This is a genomic window from Dissulfuribacter thermophilus (genome assembly GCF_001687335.1).
GTDB lineage: Bacteria > Desulfobacterota > Dissulfuribacteria > Dissulfuribacterales > Dissulfuribacteraceae > Dissulfuribacter > Dissulfuribacter thermophilus.
The window spans coordinates 1-16,166 of the sequence record NZ_MAGO01000002.1 but is presented as its reverse complement, the minus strand read 5'-3'; the positions used below and the strand labels follow the sequence as shown (position 1 = coordinate 16,166).

General features: G+C 52.5%; 16 protein-coding genes. 8 read left to right on the top strand and 8 right to left on the bottom strand.

Annotated features, from left to right (window positions below; genetic code table 11):
* Window positions 1–3 precede the first annotated feature (3 nt).
* The 3 genes from DBT_RS01990 to DBT_RS12645 all read right to left on the bottom strand — a co-directional run bounded on the left by DBT_RS01990 (window position 4) and on the right by DBT_RS12645 (window position 3,975).
* Window positions 4–972, bottom strand: coding sequence for a hypothetical protein (locus DBT_RS01990; RefSeq protein ID WP_067615940.1), 969 nt, complete (start codon window positions 970–972; stop codon window positions 4–6).
* Window positions 972–3,761 (bottom strand): DUF499 domain-containing protein, encoded by a 2,790-nt coding sequence (locus DBT_RS01985; protein WP_067615938.1) that lies wholly within the window; start codon window positions 3,759–3,761, stop codon window positions 972–974. Before DBT_RS01985 ends, DBT_RS01990 begins: the two co-directional genes overlap by 1 nt.
* Before the next feature lie 88 nt (window positions 3,762–3,849).
* Window positions 3,850–3,975: a helix-turn-helix transcriptional regulator gene (locus DBT_RS12645; protein ID WP_279614745.1), complete on the bottom strand. Its 126-nt coding sequence runs from the start codon at window positions 3,973–3,975 to the stop codon at window positions 3,850–3,852.
* 331 nt (window positions 3,976–4,306) lie between these two features.
* On the opposite strand from DBT_RS12645, the gene DBT_RS01975 reads away from it, so the two are divergent.
* A complete protein-coding gene (locus DBT_RS01975) occupies window positions 4,307–4,693 on the top strand; it encodes a hypothetical protein (protein ID WP_141674191.1) in 387 nt (128 codons plus the stop codon).
* A 485-nt stretch (window positions 4,694–5,178) separates the two neighbouring features.
* Here DBT_RS01975 and DBT_RS01970 read toward each other — a convergent pair whose 3' ends face one another.
* From DBT_RS01970 to DBT_RS01955, 4 genes are read right to left on the bottom strand one after another with little or no spacing between them, the layout of a single operon-like run.
* Entirely contained in the window at window positions 5,179–6,597 is a 1,419-nt protein-coding gene (locus DBT_RS01970) for an efflux transporter outer membrane subunit (RefSeq protein ID WP_244155287.1), read from the bottom strand.
* Window positions 6,594–9,761 (bottom strand): efflux RND transporter permease subunit, encoded by a 3,168-nt coding sequence (locus tag DBT_RS01965; protein WP_067615933.1) that lies wholly within the window; start codon window positions 9,759–9,761, stop codon window positions 6,594–6,596. Before DBT_RS01965 ends, DBT_RS01970 begins: the two co-directional genes overlap by 4 nt.
* Entirely contained in the window at window positions 9,761–10,984 is a 1,224-nt protein-coding gene (locus tag DBT_RS01960) for an efflux RND transporter periplasmic adaptor subunit (protein WP_067615931.1), read from the bottom strand. The genes DBT_RS01965 and DBT_RS01960 overlap by 1 nt, the downstream gene beginning before the upstream one ends.
* A gap of 53 nt (window positions 10,985–11,037) precedes the next feature.
* Window positions 11,038–11,661 carry a TetR/AcrR family transcriptional regulator gene (locus tag DBT_RS01955; RefSeq protein WP_067615929.1) on the bottom strand — a complete coding sequence of 208 codons (624 nt, stop codon included), beginning with the start codon at window positions 11,659–11,661 and terminating at the stop codon, window positions 11,038–11,040.
* Between the two features lie 569 nt (window positions 11,662–12,230).
* Between DBT_RS01955 and DBT_RS01945 the strand changes: the two genes are divergently transcribed.
* Window positions 12,231–12,593 (top strand): hypothetical protein, encoded by a 363-nt coding sequence (locus tag DBT_RS01945; RefSeq protein ID WP_141674190.1) that lies wholly within the window; start codon window positions 12,231–12,233, stop codon window positions 12,591–12,593.
* A gap of 993 nt (window positions 12,594–13,586) precedes the next feature.
* Here DBT_RS01945 and DBT_RS01930 read toward each other — a convergent pair.
* Window positions 13,587–14,021, bottom strand: a complete 435-nt coding sequence (locus tag DBT_RS01930; RefSeq protein WP_067615916.1) for a Panacea domain-containing protein — start codon at window positions 14,019–14,021, stop codon at window positions 13,587–13,589.
* 153 nt (window positions 14,022–14,174) lie between these two features.
* Here DBT_RS01930 and DBT_RS12820 point away from each other — a divergent pair, with 153 nt between their 5' ends.
* The 6 genes from DBT_RS12820 (at window position 14,175) to DBT_RS01910 (ending at window position 16,088) form a co-directional block, all read left to right on the top strand.
* The gene (locus tag DBT_RS12820; protein ID WP_425248293.1) at window positions 14,175–14,366 is read left to right on the top strand and encodes a helix-turn-helix domain-containing protein; all 192 of its coding nucleotides are present in this window, start codon (window positions 14,175–14,177) and stop codon (window positions 14,364–14,366) included.
* Window positions 14,323–14,544: a hypothetical protein gene (locus tag DBT_RS12390; RefSeq protein WP_067615914.1), complete on the top strand. Its 222-nt coding sequence runs from the start codon at window positions 14,323–14,325 to the stop codon at window positions 14,542–14,544. Before DBT_RS12820 ends, DBT_RS12390 begins: the two co-directional genes overlap by 44 nt.
* 64 nt (window positions 14,545–14,608) lie before the next feature.
* On the top strand, window positions 14,609–14,872 hold the full coding sequence (locus tag DBT_RS12385) for a hypothetical protein (RefSeq protein ID WP_067615912.1): 264 nt from the start codon (window positions 14,609–14,611) through the stop codon (window positions 14,870–14,872).
* 280 nt (window positions 14,873–15,152) lie between these two features.
* Entirely contained in the window at window positions 15,153–15,281 is a 129-nt protein-coding gene (locus tag DBT_RS12815; RefSeq protein WP_425248292.1) for a type II toxin-antitoxin system RelE family toxin, read from the top strand.
* Window positions 15,262–15,606, top strand: a complete 345-nt coding sequence (locus tag DBT_RS01915) for a helix-turn-helix domain-containing protein (protein WP_067615911.1) — start codon at window positions 15,262–15,264, stop codon at window positions 15,604–15,606. The genes DBT_RS12815 and DBT_RS01915 overlap by 20 nt, the downstream gene beginning before the upstream one ends.
* A gap of 185 nt (window positions 15,607–15,791) precedes the next feature.
* Complete coding sequence (locus tag DBT_RS01910) at window positions 15,792–16,088, top strand: hypothetical protein (RefSeq protein WP_141674189.1); 297 nt, start codon at window positions 15,792–15,794, stop codon at window positions 16,086–16,088.
* Window positions 16,089–16,166 lie beyond the last annotated feature (78 nt).

Below are 16,166 nucleotides of genomic sequence, written 5' to 3'. Positions count from 1 at the left end.
CCGTCACAGCGGTGGCAACTCCACGAACGGCACGGTCACCTCCAATAAGCTCAGGCCTCCGTGACAGAGATGCGGGAAGCCTCCCTGCACTTTCCATTTCCTTTGCCCCATCACGACGTGGCAGCCGTTCTCGGTCGTGACCAGAGGGGGCATGAAGCGGTCTTGCCACGGCTCGTTGGCCTTCTTGTAACGCGCAGCTCCGAAGGTCGACCGCAGCGTCTCGATCACATCGGGGTCCATCTCTTCGCTAGAGAAGAGACGGCTGACCGCATACCCGTGGTCAGCCGTTATCACCAGCTTGCGCCCCTGGCGCAGGCGATCCACGAACTTCCAGAAGCCATCGCCTTGAAGGGTCGCTGAAGCGGCTTTGTAGATCTGGTCCGGCAGCTTCTTGTGGACGTGGATGAGGTCGTCCAACCACGTGTGCCAGATGAAGAGGTTGCTCGCAGCGGGGATCCCCCCTGCGCTGTCCTCAAAGGGCAGACTGATCACGTCTGTATAGACCGAACCGTCGAACGGCACAAAGCCAGAGGGGGCCCCGTTGTTCGAGAGACTACTGCGCGAAGAGGCTCCCAGGGCACGTGCGAACTGGTCAGTGTCCGACGGCACCTCGGAGCCCGTCACCCGGACATCTACCGGTTTGATGCCACGGTTCTCGGCCCCACCCAGCAGAAGGGGCAGTTCCCGCAAGGAGAGGGCATCCAGTACAAGGATGGCCCTACCGCTTGGGGATGGTTCCGAGCACCACTTCTTAAGCGCGTCCGCTGTCTTTGGCGCTTCGCTTTGATATGCGGTCCACAGCTCCCAAGCGCTTTCGGCCAGCAAGCGGTCCGGAGCGACGGTGTGGTTGTGGAGCTCTACCGGGGATGAGGACGACAACGCAAGCTCGGCGAGCCTCCCGAAGATGGCCTTCCATCCCTCGGAGACCGAAGGGGCGTCAAGGATGAGCTGTACCCAGGGATTAGAGTCCATCACGCGTCACCCTCCTCCTCTGTGAATGTGATCTCCAGGGAGGCCCGCATGCTCGAGGGCAGGCGTTGCAGGACCTGTTTGAGCTGCTGGACGGTCAGATTATTGAATTCGATCTTTGCGGCGCTCAGGGTCTTGCCAGCGGGGATCCCCCATTTCTCAAAGTACCCGGAGAGGTTAATGCCTGTATTTGGTGCATCCGTTCGCCGAACCTGCACGGGGCCTGCGGCTGGGGGTGTAACAACGTCACCTCCCGTAGGTGGCTGCACAGGTCCACTACCTTGGCCACCGAACCCTCCGGTCCCTGGCGGTGGAGTGGGTCCTACCGGCGTCACCCCAGGCGGAGGCGACACCGGGAGCTGGGGACCGGGACCGGTGACCGTCGTCCCGCCCACTGCCGCGGGTAGTCCGAGTTGGACCTGACGCATCTCTTGCCCGGAGCGGAACGCCATGGACCGGACGTAACGGAGGGCCTCCTCGTCATTCGTGTGGTCCGGCAGCCGTCCTACCCAGGTCCCACCGACGTTGACCACCACGTTCCCTCTGGCAACGACCTTGAGGATCTCTTCGTAGATTGCGGTCTCACCGAGGAAAGGTATGGCGTCCCGCGTATTCGGCGGAGGAGGTTCGGTTAGTTCGTCAAGGAGATCTCCTACGAAACAAGACTCCTTGGCCCGCTCTAGCACGAGGTTCTGGAAATCCGCAGGGTCGAAGAGGTCAGCGAGCAACTTCTCTTCGACGGCGGAAGGGATCTCGCCACCCTGTGCCCCAATCCGTTCCACATCGAAGGTACACGATTCCGGATTGCGGTAGTCCCACCGCCGCAGCACGGCAAACCGATCATATCTCTTCTTCAGGGAGTCCCGGAGCGGCTTGTCGAAATCCTCCTTCAGTGCCCGGTACTTCAGGTCATCTCTCCAAGCGATGGAGGTGAGGTAAGAACACCTGGCACAGAAGATGAGTTCCTCGTCGACATAGATGCCCTTGGCACCTTCGGCTGGTAAGAGGAACCGGACCGTGTTGCGCTTTGCGGGCACGTGCTTGGCCAGCCACTCTCCCAAGCCCGCGACCCGGTTCCCACCGTTCATCTCCAAAGGGTCAGGGACAACGATGAGTACGGGGCGGTCCCATTGAGAGGGCTTGTCCACATCATCGACGTCCGACCAGGGATCGTCCCTCCAGTTCGGCCCCAACACGATTACCCGAGATGCAGGCTGCCTGGTCTCCGGGACGAGGATGTGTCGGAGCGTGTTCCGGATGTGTTCTATGTCTTTACCTGGGTAAACCGTCTGACCCACCGTGGCGGACGTGGCGCCGGGTTGCCAGAGCTTGTCATTCTTGGCGCATGTCCGCACCTTGGACCTGGGGTTCTCTTCCAAGCCGAAACGCAGACGGCCATCTGGGCTCTCTTCTCCATGGATATTGATGCTGTTCTCTATCAACTGGACCAGTTCACCGTGGAAGGAGTTATCGTCTACGGGTTGCTCTCGTGTGATGTCCAGTTGGAGCTCCTGGCGCGTGCCCCCGGCGCTCCGTCCTGGAGACATGGAACGTATCCACAATGCGCTTACCAGTTCCCGCGCATGAGGAATGGGAGCGCCAACCGTTTTAATCGTCTCCAGGTTCCGCTGAGCGACCTCTCGGAGCTTCTCTTGCTCCCCTACGGTGGCGATGGAATCAAGGAGAGACTGCACACCGCAGGCATCGTCATCCACGAAGAAGTCCGCGGGTGTGATGACCGGCACGTCATCTCCCCTGGCACGGAACACAGAAGCCAGGATGCGAATGAGGTCTCGGGTCTCCTGAGCGGCTTCCGCCATCAGGATCTGGTCTTCGAGAAGCTCCAGGAGTTCCGGCGAGAAGGGCCACGAGCTTTCCACCTCAGAGACGATCCGGTTGCGCTCAGCATCTGAGAGGTGAGAAAAGCGCAGACGGAAACGTTCCCCAGCGTAAGCGGCTGAAAGGGCCTGGATATCAGTGCTCGGGATGTACTCCCGGTTTTCAAACAGGCGGTAGAGCAATAGCTTCTGACGGTCCTGCTTGGCGGTCGGGCCACGGAAGTCGATGAGGACGGGACCGTCCCGATGGACTTGGCGAAACGCTTCCGTGTTGTTGTTCAAGACGGAGATCACGAGGATCAATATGTCGGAACGATCCTTCGAGAGCTCAGAGAGGTTCTGGATAAAGTTCTCCGCCCACGTCCTGTACTTAATCCCTTCCGCCCCCGGCTGGTCACTGAGTCCATCGAACCACTTCTGAAATTCGTCCAAGATCAGGGCAACAGGCTGGTCCTCGAACATCTCCTCGAGGAGAGAGCGAGGTGGATAGGGTTGCCCCATCTGCTGGAACTTGCCGCGGTAGAACTCGCCTTTGGGGTGCCTGTCGAACAGGAGCTCCCAAAGCAAGGGGTACTCATGGTTGTGGACGGGTTCCGAGATCGCAACGAACCCTCGTTCAAGGGTGAGGCCGCTGAGGACATCCGAACCAAGCCTGCTTCCCCATTCCTTGGCCCATGCCTCCACGCGTTCCGGCGACTGGATAGCGTGGTGCATCACTGCCATGATGTGCGACTTACCGCGTCCCCGATCCCCCATCAATACAACCGGGCGACGAGCGCGAGCGCTACTTACCGCTCGCAAGGCTGTTTGGACGTCTGCCGTCGGATAGGTGATAGAGAGGATGTAGTCAGCGTCTCGCTGAGCGGCACCAGTGTTGTCCGGCCGGCGCAGCGTGATAGCCGTCCCCGGCATCTGCGAGCCCAGGAATTCATCTCTAAGTTTTAGGTTCAACATCTGTCGCCTCCGGACTATTGCTCAGCGTTCTTTGTTGTCAGTTTGAGCGGGCTGTTCGTTGTCACCCGCACCTCCACCGCGAACCCATTCATAGCTCTCTTCCTTTCGGAACTTCTGTTTCGGCGATCCACTTATAGATCGTGTCCCGCTTGATCCTGAGGTAGGCCGCGATCTCGTCTACGGACAGCCATCGGTCTTTCATCTTAAGCTCCATTTACCTCGGCCCTTAACTGCGCCTGGGAAATCAGTTTTTTACCCACCGTGGCAGTTTGTTCTGCCTCTGTTTCAGTAAATTTGAATCGGCTAAATCCGGTTAAACTGGTTTAGATATATGGAACAGCCCGTAATTGTCAAGTGTAAAGGATACCCATTTTTATTAACATCATAATTTTGAGTAGGTAGGTTTATTGCGAGAGACATAAACAAATTGGTAGTCAGGGAATGTTCATAAACAAGTAATACATGGAGGGATTTAGAAAAATGACCATTCCTAGGTCCAGTATAGTGTCCCTAGATGAGACGCCGTTGGTGAGAGGGATGTGTTTTTGAGGTCACTGGAGGAGATAAGTGGGCGTCTTTACAGTCTTTCATGGTACATGAGGAGTCTGAATGAATATGTGGCGAGGCTTGCCAACAAGGAGGAGGGTGCAAGGGGTCGGTTCTGGGAGGGTCGTTACAAGAGCCAGGCCCTTTTGGTAGCCCTTGCCTATGTGGACTTGAATCCTGTGAGGGCAGGCATGGCGAGATTTCCCGAAGAATCCGAGTTTACATCCGTATATGAGCGCATAGAGGCCATGAAGGGGAAGAAGGGCCATGACGAAAGGCTCATGCCATTTAAGGGAGATGCATCATCGGAAGATGGTCCATCAGGAGGAGGTCTCAGCAGAGGGGCGAAGGGCGAGGCTTGGGATAGAGCCCACGGGATCTCTTGAACTTTCCAGGAGTTTTTTGAAGGAGTTTGGCCATGCAGTGGGTGACAGCATGAGATTGGGCAAAAGGAGCGCATTTGTGGGGGTGCTGCACGCCGGGCATTGGGATGAGAACTGGTTTTGAAAACATTTTTGTGAATGTAGATATCCCTTAGATAGCGCTCGCTCCTTAATCGCTTGCCTTTTTCTAAGACTCGCAGGATAGTCGTCATAACAGTGCCAGGCAAACTGGCAAAAACACCCTGGCAAGGCTGAAATACCCGGATCTCAACTACGTCAATCTGGATTTAGTGAAAAATGGACGAAGGCGTGAAGCATGGTATGTAAAAAGTGAGTGTCCCTTTATTAATATTACTATTTCCATAGGCAGTCTGGTAACAGCCAACAGAGACTATCCGGCTCCCCTGAAGTAGCCAATCAGTATGAGTGCCACTGCAAGCAATCCCATAATTGATGTGGAAATGAGCATGTTTTGCCTCCCTCTTTCCTTACTCACCGCCTCCCCCCAATACTGCATAAAGCTTCACCCGGTTGGCGAGTTTGGCCAGGCGGAGCATGATGAGCTCCTGTTGTGCCGCAAAGAGGGAACGCTGCGCATCAAGGACGTTCAAGTAACTATCGATTCCTTTCAGATATCGTTTACTGGCAAGCGTGAAGGTTTCTGAGACCGCCTTTACCAGGGATTCCTGGGCCTCAATCTGATGCTTTATGGCCGTTTGCACGGCAAGCGCATCGGCCACTTCCTTGAAGGCCGTCTGTATCGCCTTCTCGTACTGGGCCAGGGCTATATCGCGCTCGGTCTTGCTGACCCTATACGCCGCCCAGGTTCTGGCATCAAAGATGGGTATGGAGATTTGAGGGGCGAAGTTCCAGGCCTCTGTGCCTGAGCCGAAAAGGTTGGAAAGTTCATCCGTGGCAGTGCCAAGGGAAGTGGTCAAGGAGATCCGGGGGAAGAATGCAGCACGAGCTGCGCCGATGTAGGCATAAGCGGCTTTCAGGCGGTGTTCTGCTGCCACGATGTCCGGACGGTTCAAGAGCACTTCCGACGAAAGATCCGCAAAGATCTTTTCAGGAGATCGTACATTTGACAGCCCCTTTGGCAGGAGGGGTTCAGGTACGGTTCTTCCTGCAAGAAGATCGAGGGCATTTTTATCAAGAGCCACAACCTGGGTGTAGCGGGCTACATCTTTCCTGGCGGCATCCACCTGGGTCTTGGCCTGGCACATGTCGAGTTTTGAGGCCATGCCCACTTCATACTGCCTGAGTATCAGCTCGTAGGTCTTTTCCTGGTTTTTTAAGGTCGCTTTTGCAATGCTCAACATCTCTCGATCGGCCGCCAGGGTGAGATATGCCCTGGCCACTTCTGATACGAGCACTATTTGCGCACTTTTCCTGGCCTCTTCTGAAGCCAGAAACTCCTCAAGGGCCTTGTCTTTGAGGCTCCGAATTCGGCCAAAAAAGTCGATCTCCCATGCGCTGATACCGAGGTTGACGTCATATCGCTCAATGGTCAGGGCTTGCGGAAAACCCATGACATCCGCGGGGATCCGCTGCTTGCTTGCGCTGCCTGAGCCGGTCACGGACGGTAGGAGTTCGGCCCGTTGGACTCCATACAGGGCCCTGGCCCTTTCAACGTTCAAGGCGGAAATCCTGAGATCACGATTGTTGGCCAGGGCCATCTCTATGACCTGCTTCAGCATTGGATCCTTATAAAACTCTCGCCATTCAAGCCTCTGGGGTGCAAGACACTGGCGTTCGGCCCCTTCTTCCTGACATGCCGGACCACTTGCCCAGCTTGAAGGAATCGGGGCCTTGGGCCTCGTGTATTTGGGGGCAAGGGAACATCCTGCCGTAACGAGTGCAATCATCACAATAACAAGCCATGCCTTTTTGTTTTCATACATCATTTCAAGGCCTCCTCTTTCCTGGAATCTGGGCTCAAAGCGGCCTTTCTTTGCACCAGGGCCTTTCTGATCAATACATAGAAAAGAGGGGCAAAAAATACGATCAGCACGGTTGCTGTCACCATCCCGCCAAACACGCATGTTCCGATGGCCCTCATGGAGCCGCCTCCCGCGCCTTGCGCCAGGACCAGGGGAAGCACCCCGAAGCCGAAGGCAAGGGAGGTCATGACAATGGGACGGAACCTGAGCCTTGCGCCCTCTAGGGTGGCTTTTATGAGCCCCATACCTTCGTCCACCCGGGCCCTTGCGAATTGCACGATGAGGATGGCGTTCTTGGTGGTAAGCCCCAGCGTTGTCAGTAGGCCTATCTGGAAATAGACGTCATTGGGAAGCCCCCTTATTGATGAAGCGATGATGCCGCCAACCACCCCCAGGGGGAATGTAAGCATTATGGCGATGGGGATAGGCCAGCTTTCGTACAGGGCGGCAAGGCAGAGAAATATCACGAATACCGAAAAGGCATAGACCAGGGGGGCCTGGCTGGTGGCCTGTCTTTCCTGGTAGGAAAGGCCCGTCCAGTCAAAGGCTATACCCTTTGGGAGGCGGGAAGCGAGTTCTTCCATGGCGGCCATGGCCTCGCCCGAGCTCCTGCCTGGCGCCGCCTCTCCCCAGATATTGATGCTTGGAAAGCCGTTATACCTTTCGAGCTTGGAAGAACCGGTACTCCAGTGTCCGGTGGCGAAGGCAGAAAACGGGACCATCTTGCCCTGGTTATTGCGCACATAGATCTTTTCGAGATCGCCAGGGAGCATCCTGTAAGGGGCGTCTGCCTGAACATAGACCTTCTTGACCCGCCCGGCTCTGATAAAGTCGTTGACATAGGCGCCGCCAAAGGATGCGGCAATGGCATTGTGGATGGAAGAGATGGGCACTCCCATGGCGCCTGCCTTTTCCCAATCGATATCTATGTAGTACTGGGCCACGTCCTCCATGCCGTTTGGCCGTACCCTGATGAGCCTGGGATCCTGGGCAGCCATGCCAAGGAGCTGGTTTCGGGCCTCCATGAGCTTTTCATGGCCGAGTCCGCCGAAGTCCAGGAGTTCGAAATCAAACCCCTTGGCATTGCCTAGCTCGATTATTGCGGGCGGCGGAAACACAAAGACCATCGCCCCTTTTATCTGGGAAAAGACGCGCATGGCCCTTCCCACCACGGCCTGGACCTTGAGGTCTGGCCGCCTGCGAAGTTCCCAGTCTTTCAAATGGACAAAACCTATGCCCATGTTCTGCCCCTCGCCGCTGAAGGAAAAACCGGCCACATGTGCAAAGGATTTGACCGCCTCCTTTTCGTTGTTGAGGAAGTAGTCTCCTACCTGCTCAAGGATAGCCTGGGTCTGCTCCAGGGTTGAGCCGGAGGGGAGCATGACCTGGACAAAGAGCACGCCCTGGTCTTCGTCTGGAAGATAGGCAGTTGGCATGCGCATGAACAAAAAACCGGTTATTCCTGTCAGGACAAGGTAAATGACCACGAAACGAGCCTTTCTGCCCAATATGTGCCCCACCAGCCGGACATAGCGATCTCTCGCGCCATAGAAGACTCGATCGAACCACCGGAGGAAGGGACGAAGGAAAAAGACCGCGCTGTCTGCTGGTTCATGGCCTGGTGGTCGTGGTTTTAGCAGGGACGCGCAGAGTACGGGCGTGAGGATCAGGGCCACCAGCACCGAAAGGAGCATGCTTGAGGCGATGGTCACGGAAAACTGGCGGTAGATGATGCCGGTTGAACCCGGGAAAAAGGCCATTGGACCAAATACAGCAGCAAGAACCACTCCGATGCCTATGAGGGCACTCGTGATCTGGTCCATGGATTTCGCCGTGGCCTCTTTTGGCGGAAGCCCTTCTTCTGTCATGATGCGGTCCACGTTTTCAACCACTACAATGGCATCATCCACAAGGAGGCCGATGGCAAGCACCATGGCAAACATGGTGAGCATGTTGATAGAAAATCCCAGGACCCCGATTACTGCAAATGTCCCGAGTATGACCACCGGTACAGCAATGGTTGGAATCAGGGTGGCGCGAAAGCTTCCCAGGAACAGCCACATTACCAGGAAGACCAGGAATATCGCCTCAAAAAGGGCCTTTACCACCTCATGGATTGCAACTTTGGTAAAGGGGGTGGTATCAAAGGGATAGACCACCTTTATGCCGGGAGGAAAATAGCGGCTCATTTCCTCCATCTTTTTCTTTATGCGATGGGCTGTATCAAGGGAATTGGCTCCCGATTCTTTACGGATGGCCATGAAGGCGGCAGGCTTTTTGTTGTAGTACGAGACCATGTCGTACCGCTCGGATCCAAGCTCGGTCCTGCCGATGTCCCTGATCCTGATTATGGAGCCGTCGGGATTGGTGCGGATGGGAATGGCAGCGAATTCCTCAGGAGTCTTGAGATAATGCTGTACAATGATCGAGGCGTTCAGGCGTTGCCCCTTGACCGCAGGCACACCTCCGAATTGTCCGGCGGACACCTCCACGTTGTAGGCCCTGAGCGCACTGATGATGTCCTCAATAGTAAGTTGATATTTGGTGAGTTTGTCCGGATTCACCCAGACCCTCATGGCGTACTCAGTCCCAAATACAACTACCTCGCCCACACCGGGAATCCTCGCCACGACCTTTTCCAGTTTGCTCTTGAGGTAATCTTTTAGGTCACTTACGTCCATGCTGCCGTCTTCAGACACTATTCCCAGGATCAGAAGATAGTTGCGGGTGGATTTGCTCACTGTGACTCCCTGGCGCTGCACCACATCGGGCAGGCTTGCCATGGCAAGCTGGAGCTTGTTCTGCACCTTGGACCACGCAAGATCCGGGTCTGTCCCAGGGGCAAAGGTGAGCTCGATACGGCTTGCTCCCGAGGAACTGCTGGTGGCAGACAGATAAAGCATCTTGTCCAGCCCCGTCATCTTTTGCTCGATGATCTGGGTGACGGTACTCTCCACGGTTTCGGCCGATGCGCCTGGATAGAAGGCGTCAACTGCTATGACAGGAGGGGCGATGTTCGGGTACTGGGAGATGGGTAGAAAGTGGATGGCCAGCGCCCCTGCACTCATGATGGCGATGGCAATGACCCAGGCAAAGACCGGACGGTCTAGGAAGAATCTCGACAGCATTACGCACCTCCACCAGGACGGGTATTTTGCCCAGCTCCATGACCGCCTCGGGCTCCCATGGCTTCCTTGTTCTCATGGAAAGGCGTGGCCTTTACCGGCATCCCTGGACGCACGAATTGAAGGCCTTCTACAATAACCCTGTCGCCAGGAGAAAGTCCTGAATCCACCAGCCACTTGTCACCCATGGCCCGGTCGAGTTTAAGCATCCTCATCTCCACCCTCTCGCCTGCGCCCACAACTAAAACGTAAGGCTCACCCTTTGGAGTCCTGGCAACAGCCTGTTGGGGCACAAAGATGGCTGCCTCCCTGACCCCTTCCTTTATGACAGCACGGACGAACATTTTTGGCAGAAGGACCTTCTCGGGGTTGGGAAAGATCATGCGAAGGATTACGGACCCAGTGGTGGGGTCAACTGAGACATCACTAAATTGGAGTGTGCCCTCATGCGGGTAAATGGTCCCGTCTTCCAGAATGAGCTTTACTTTGGCCTGGCTGGTTACACTGTGACTGAGGTTACGGTTTTCAAGGCGGCGCCTTAGACGCAGTAGTTCCGTTGTGGAGCGAGGCACGTCAACATAGATTGGGTCGAGCTGTTGGATGGTGGCAAGTGGAGTGGGTTGATAGGCCGTAACTATTGCGCCCTCGGTGACATTGGACGGGCCGATATGGCCGGAAATCGGGGCTGTAATCCTTGTGTAGCCCAGGTTGATCTTGGCAGTTTTCACCTGAGCCTTCCAATACTCGATCTCTGCCTTGGCCTGCTTGAGGGCGGAAACGGCGTCGTCGTAGTCCTGCTTGCTCGCAGCCTTGACGGCAAGAAGTTCTTTGAGACGTTTGGCCCTTAGTTGGATGGCAGGGAGATTTGCCTCTGCCTTCAAAAGGGCTGCTCTGGCGTTTTCAAGGGCCGCCTCAAATTCCGCAGGGTCGATCTCATAGAGCAGCTGACCAGCCTTTACATCCGTACCTTCTGTGAAGAGCCGCCTTTTTATAAGGCCACTTACCTGTGGCCTTATCTCTGCAATACGAAATGCCGCGGTCCTGCCGGGCAGTTCGGTTGAAAGTTCTATCTTCTGTGGCTTGACAGTCACCACCGATACCGCCCGGGGGCTAGGAGGGGGGCCGCCATGTCTTGAAGGCCCCCTGTCACAGCCTCCAAGCCCAAGGAATACAAAAAAAACAAGCAGAGTCAAAATTCTTAACAATATAAATCTGGTATTAGCCATTAAACATCCTCCAGAAAAGGAAATCGGCCCGAGGAAGTGCAATAACCCGAGCCCTAATCGTTAAGCAGTCCCTTGAAAAGAATATTCAAAATGATGTCTGGATCCTCTGGATACGGATGGCTCTTGGGATCTTCGAGCCAGAGGAAAAGAAAGGCGTTGCAAATGCTGTCAAGGGCAACGGCCAGTTGGTACGGCTCGGCGATCTTCTGAAATCGTTTTCTTTTTATCCCGCTTTCGAAGACCAAAGCCAGGGTATGAAGAAACCGCTCGTATCGTTCACGGATCTCGCTATCAAGACCTGCCTTTATGTTGAAGCTCGCTCCCCGGGTTTCAGCAAAGTAGAGGCGAATGACTGGAGCGTTTTCTATAAAGACCGAGCCCTTGGCCTTCACGTAATTCCTCAACTTTTCACGCTCGTCATCTGCCTCTTCCAAGGCCTTGGTCAGGGCCTCATGGAACCTGTCGGCCTGCTCCTTTATAAGGGACTTATAGAGGTCCTCCTTGTTTTTAAAGAACTTGTAGAGCGTTCCGATGGCAAACTCAGCTCTCTCGGCAATCTCGTGCATAGATACATTGTGGTATCCCTTCTCTGAGAAAAGTTCTAGAGCGGCGGCGAGCATCTCTTGACGTTGCCTGAGTTTCTCTCTTTCGCGCCTTGATAATTTTTTGTCTTTCATCTGGCCTCCCGATATGTAGCCTGAACAGGGTCACGTTAAATAGTAGTGAACGTGACGTCACATTTTAGAAGTCCGCGTCACATTGTCAAGAGTGATCTGAAAAAAACTGTGCTGTCATCTGGAACGTCTGGCAGGCAATGCCACAAGGGGAGTCTGCCCGTGGGGCGGACGTCCCGCTCGCGGATCGGGGCGCGGCCCTTCACGGTCCTGGGCAGGAACAGGATCTCCTCCTGGATGTCGGGGGCCTGGTTGAGGAGGTTCATGATCTGCGTGATGGGGGCTCGGGTCACGTAACCCAGCCGGGCGAGGTGGCGTAGTCCCGCACCTCGCCACGGCGGACGAAGCCGTCGAATTTGATTGCAAGGGCCATGAGGCGCGAGATTTAAGAAAGGACACCCATTTTTATTAACATCATAATTTTGAGGAGGTAGGTTTGTTACGAGAGAGATGAACAGATTGGTAAGTCAGAGAACGTTTATAAACAAATAAAACATGGAGGGATTTAGAAAAATGACCATGCCTAGGTCCAGTATAGTGTCCCTAGATGAGACGCCGTTGGTGAGAGGGATGTGCTTTTGAGGTCAGTGGAGGAGATAAGGGGGCGTCTTTACAGTCTTTCATGGTACATGAGGAGTCTGAATGAATATGTGGCGAGGCTTGCCAACAAGGAGGAGGGTGCAAGGGGTCGGTTCTGGGAGGGTCGTTACAAGAGCCAGGCCCTTTTGGTAGCCCTTGCCTATGTGGACTTGAATCCTGTGAGGGCAGGCATGGCGAGATTTCCCGAAGAATCCGAGTTTACATCCGTATATGAGCGCATAGAGGCCATGAAGGGGAAGAAGGGCCATGACGAAAGGCTCATGCCATTTAAGGGGGATGCATCATCGGAAGATGGTCCATCAGGAGGAGGTCTCAGCAGAGGGGCGAAGGGCTGAAATACCCGGATCTCAACTACGTCAATCTGGATTTAGTGAAAAATGGATGAAGGCGTGAAGCATGGTATGTAAAAAGTGAGTGTCTCTTATTAATAGCTATTATCCCGGATTATGCACTTCAAATGCCTGAAGAAAGTAATTTCTTCAAATTATTACATAGTTAGCATCCATCTGTTCCCGTTGTGCCTTCACCCAAAAGGTGAAGTTCAATCCATGATAAATCCTCAGGCATTTGAAGCCGCAAGGGGCTCGCAATTTTACCGAATCTGCTTTGTTGTCGGGCAGTTGAAGTACCAAAGTACGTCTGCGTGCCCTCCGCCTCGCATCTTCGGCAAACTTGCGAGCTGCATAATCCGGGATTATTGGTGATATCAATTAACAGATTTCATAATATCCCCCATAGGGGGAATAGGTTGGATTACACTTTTCTGCCAGAGCATTTGAGGCCATTAAGATTAGAGTCAAAACACAAAGAAATTTGCCAAATTTGAGATACATTTCATACGCCACCTCCTAAATATTAAGTATGTTTTTGGGGTGAAGAGTAGATATTATGTTCTGGGTCCCACCATAAAAGCAACAAGACGCTCTGGTGGCGTATCCCCCAAATCCTACCCGTCGAGCCCACTCTTAACGACACAAGCTCGTCAATATCATCTAGCTGTAATGCCTGTAAACGGTCTCTAGCAGTTTTGGATAATTTTTTACAAGGAACAGTATGATTTTATTTTTTTGATTTGATTAATATCTCATCCCAGGTCATGCTTTCATAAGCTTTGAGCTTTTCCCGAATATCTTTTAATGACTTTCGGTCAATATCATGCCATCCATAACATGACTTGCAATCCAGTTTTTGCAATCGCCATGAAGGGTAATATTGATTGAAGCTAGGGGAATAGGAAGTTTTTGGTTTCTTTTTCTTGGAGGGTGAGTGTATTTTATGGGCTTGCTTTTTAGGATATGGTATGCTTTTTGTTTTAGGCCTTTTTGCCATTAATTATTCAAGCTACTATAGTATTCTGCCATATCAGCCAATCTAATTGGCCGGTTTCCCCGTTCCCCAGGGCCAAGCCCTTTCCGGGCATTACGCCATGGGTCCTCCATATGGGTCAAATCAATCAACCATTGTGATGATTTGTCGCCATAAAAATCAAGGACAGCATCAATGGTTTCTTTCTCTTGAGGGGTCAGATTATTTGGATCGCCTTCTGGCCATTCCGATATAGTATATTTCCCACGATGCAATTTATATAGTGCCGGAACAACGGGGCCATTTGCCCATGCCTGAATCTGAGCAGAATATAAGGGCTTATCATCCCATACCAGTGACCAGGCTTGGCAATAATAGACCAATTTTTGAAGCTTCATCGTGGTCATCTTGCCATGCTTTTGAAGAATATAGGCTGCTACATCGTGGACGGTTGCCATGAGAAAACCCTTTTTAAAAACCTCCTATTCTCCTCATAGCAAATTTATATACGGATTGTCAAGGGTGCTCTTGGCTGTTACGGACAAATAAACTGTCCTCCTTTATAGCAAATAAATTGTCCGGTTTCATATGTGCTTTTAGGAGGGACACATATGAGACGGACAGAAATATTACAGGAGGTCAGGTTGATGAGATTTGAAGAGAGTTATTGTTTATGGAAGAGGAGAGAGCTTATCCAGGAGGAGGCGGCACGGATTTTAGGAGTCAGTGTCAGGACGTTTCGGAGGTACATAAGTCGCTATGAGGAGATGGGTTTGGAGGGGCAGTTTTTTTGGAGTAAGTGAGGTTCTAGAGAAGAAAGGGCTTTTTTCATCTCTATATACCGATAGAGGCAGTCATTACTGGTACACTCCAGAGGCAGGAGGAAAACTAGACAAGAACCATCTTACCCAGTTTGGCCGTGCCATGAGGCAGCTTGGCATTCAGATGACCCCCTCCTACTCTCCTGAGGCTAGAGGCTGAATAGAAAGGGCCTTACTATAATGAAGAATTTTCTGTAAAGCCTGCTCTTGAGGAGACGGCATTTGTGCCTTGGATAGTTCAGAATTTAAAGGATATTCTCTGTGAACAGCATGAAAGAACAGTAAACAACGATAACTGTGTGCAGTTCAAAGGACTAACGCTCCAAATTCCTCAAACACCCTACAGATGCCATTATGTAAAGGCCAAGGTATGGATACACAGTTATCCAGACGGCAGTCTTGCTATATTCCACGGGCCTCGCAAGTCGGCCGCATACAATCCAGATGGAAGTCTTATAGAGGAGAAAAAGGAATGCGTGGCACCTTGACAATCTGTTTCAGGCCTGATGAAGAAAAGTTTGGTTTTGGCGGTTCCCTAAGAAAAAGAGGACAGTTTATTTGCTATAAAACCGGACAAGTCTATTTGTTGACAACAAAGATATGTTCAAACATTGAAAAACTTATATTATAAGTTAAAATATAAATATGAAGAGGATTGAATGGACGCCAAAGGCATTGAGGTAGCTTCGTAAAATCAAGGATATTGGCATCAGAAATCGAATTTATGATGCTGTTACTGAACTCAAAAATTTTCCGAATGTTTCCAATGTGAAAAAGGTGAAGGCCACAAATCTTTTCAGGTTGCGCGTTGGCCATTGGCGTGTGTTTTTTACTGATTCTTTGAAAATTGTCCTGATAAAGGAGGTTAAAAAAAGAAATGAGCGCACATATTCCTGATGTCCAGATTATCCGTAAAGATGGCGTACCTTTGTTTGCTGTTTTACCATACGATGAATATTTGCGTCTTCTCGGCGAGGACGACACGGATAATGAGCCTACTATCCCCCATGAAGTGGTTGGCCTGGTCATCAAGAATGGCTGGAATCTTTTGAGAGCATGGCGCAAATATCTTGGCCTTACCCAAGCGGAAGTGGCAAAGCGGGCTGGTATATCCCAGGCTGCCCTTTCCCAGATGGAACGCAGCGACAACCTGAGGTCAGAGACCCTTGAAAAGCTGGCCAAAACGCTTGGGTTGAAGGTAGAGCAGCTTACTGACATTTGATACTTCTTCATTCATTCCTCCTGTGTTCCGCCCTCATTTTTGCGTCATGCCGGTTATGGCATCTCTGACATAGTGCAGCCAAATTGAGCAGTGATGCCGCCTCTGGTCTATGATCATTGAGGTGGTCCCCCTTTTTTGACAGGTAGTATTGTTCGCTTTCACTATAAGGAGTAACAAGTAAAGCAGTGAAAGGAGACAAAAGATGGCAAGGAAGAAGTACACCTCAGAGTTCAAGGCCAAGGTTACTATGGCAGCCATTAAGCGAGAAGGAGACCACCAATCAGATAGCTTCTAGGTTTGAGGTTCATCCTGGGCAGGTGAGGCAGTGGAAAAGGCAGATGCTAGCAAATGCCTCTGTGGTATTTGACCACTCTCAGAGGAAAGAAAAAGAGCAGCAGGTTCTTCTGGACCAACTCTATCAGAAGATAGGACAACTAAAGGTGGAACGGGATTTTTTAGCCAGAAAGTTCGGTCTTCTGTGAGCCATAAGAAGAGAAAGGCCATGGTTGAACTGGACAATCGAGAGATCAGTCTTACCAAGCAATGTTTTTTACTCAGCA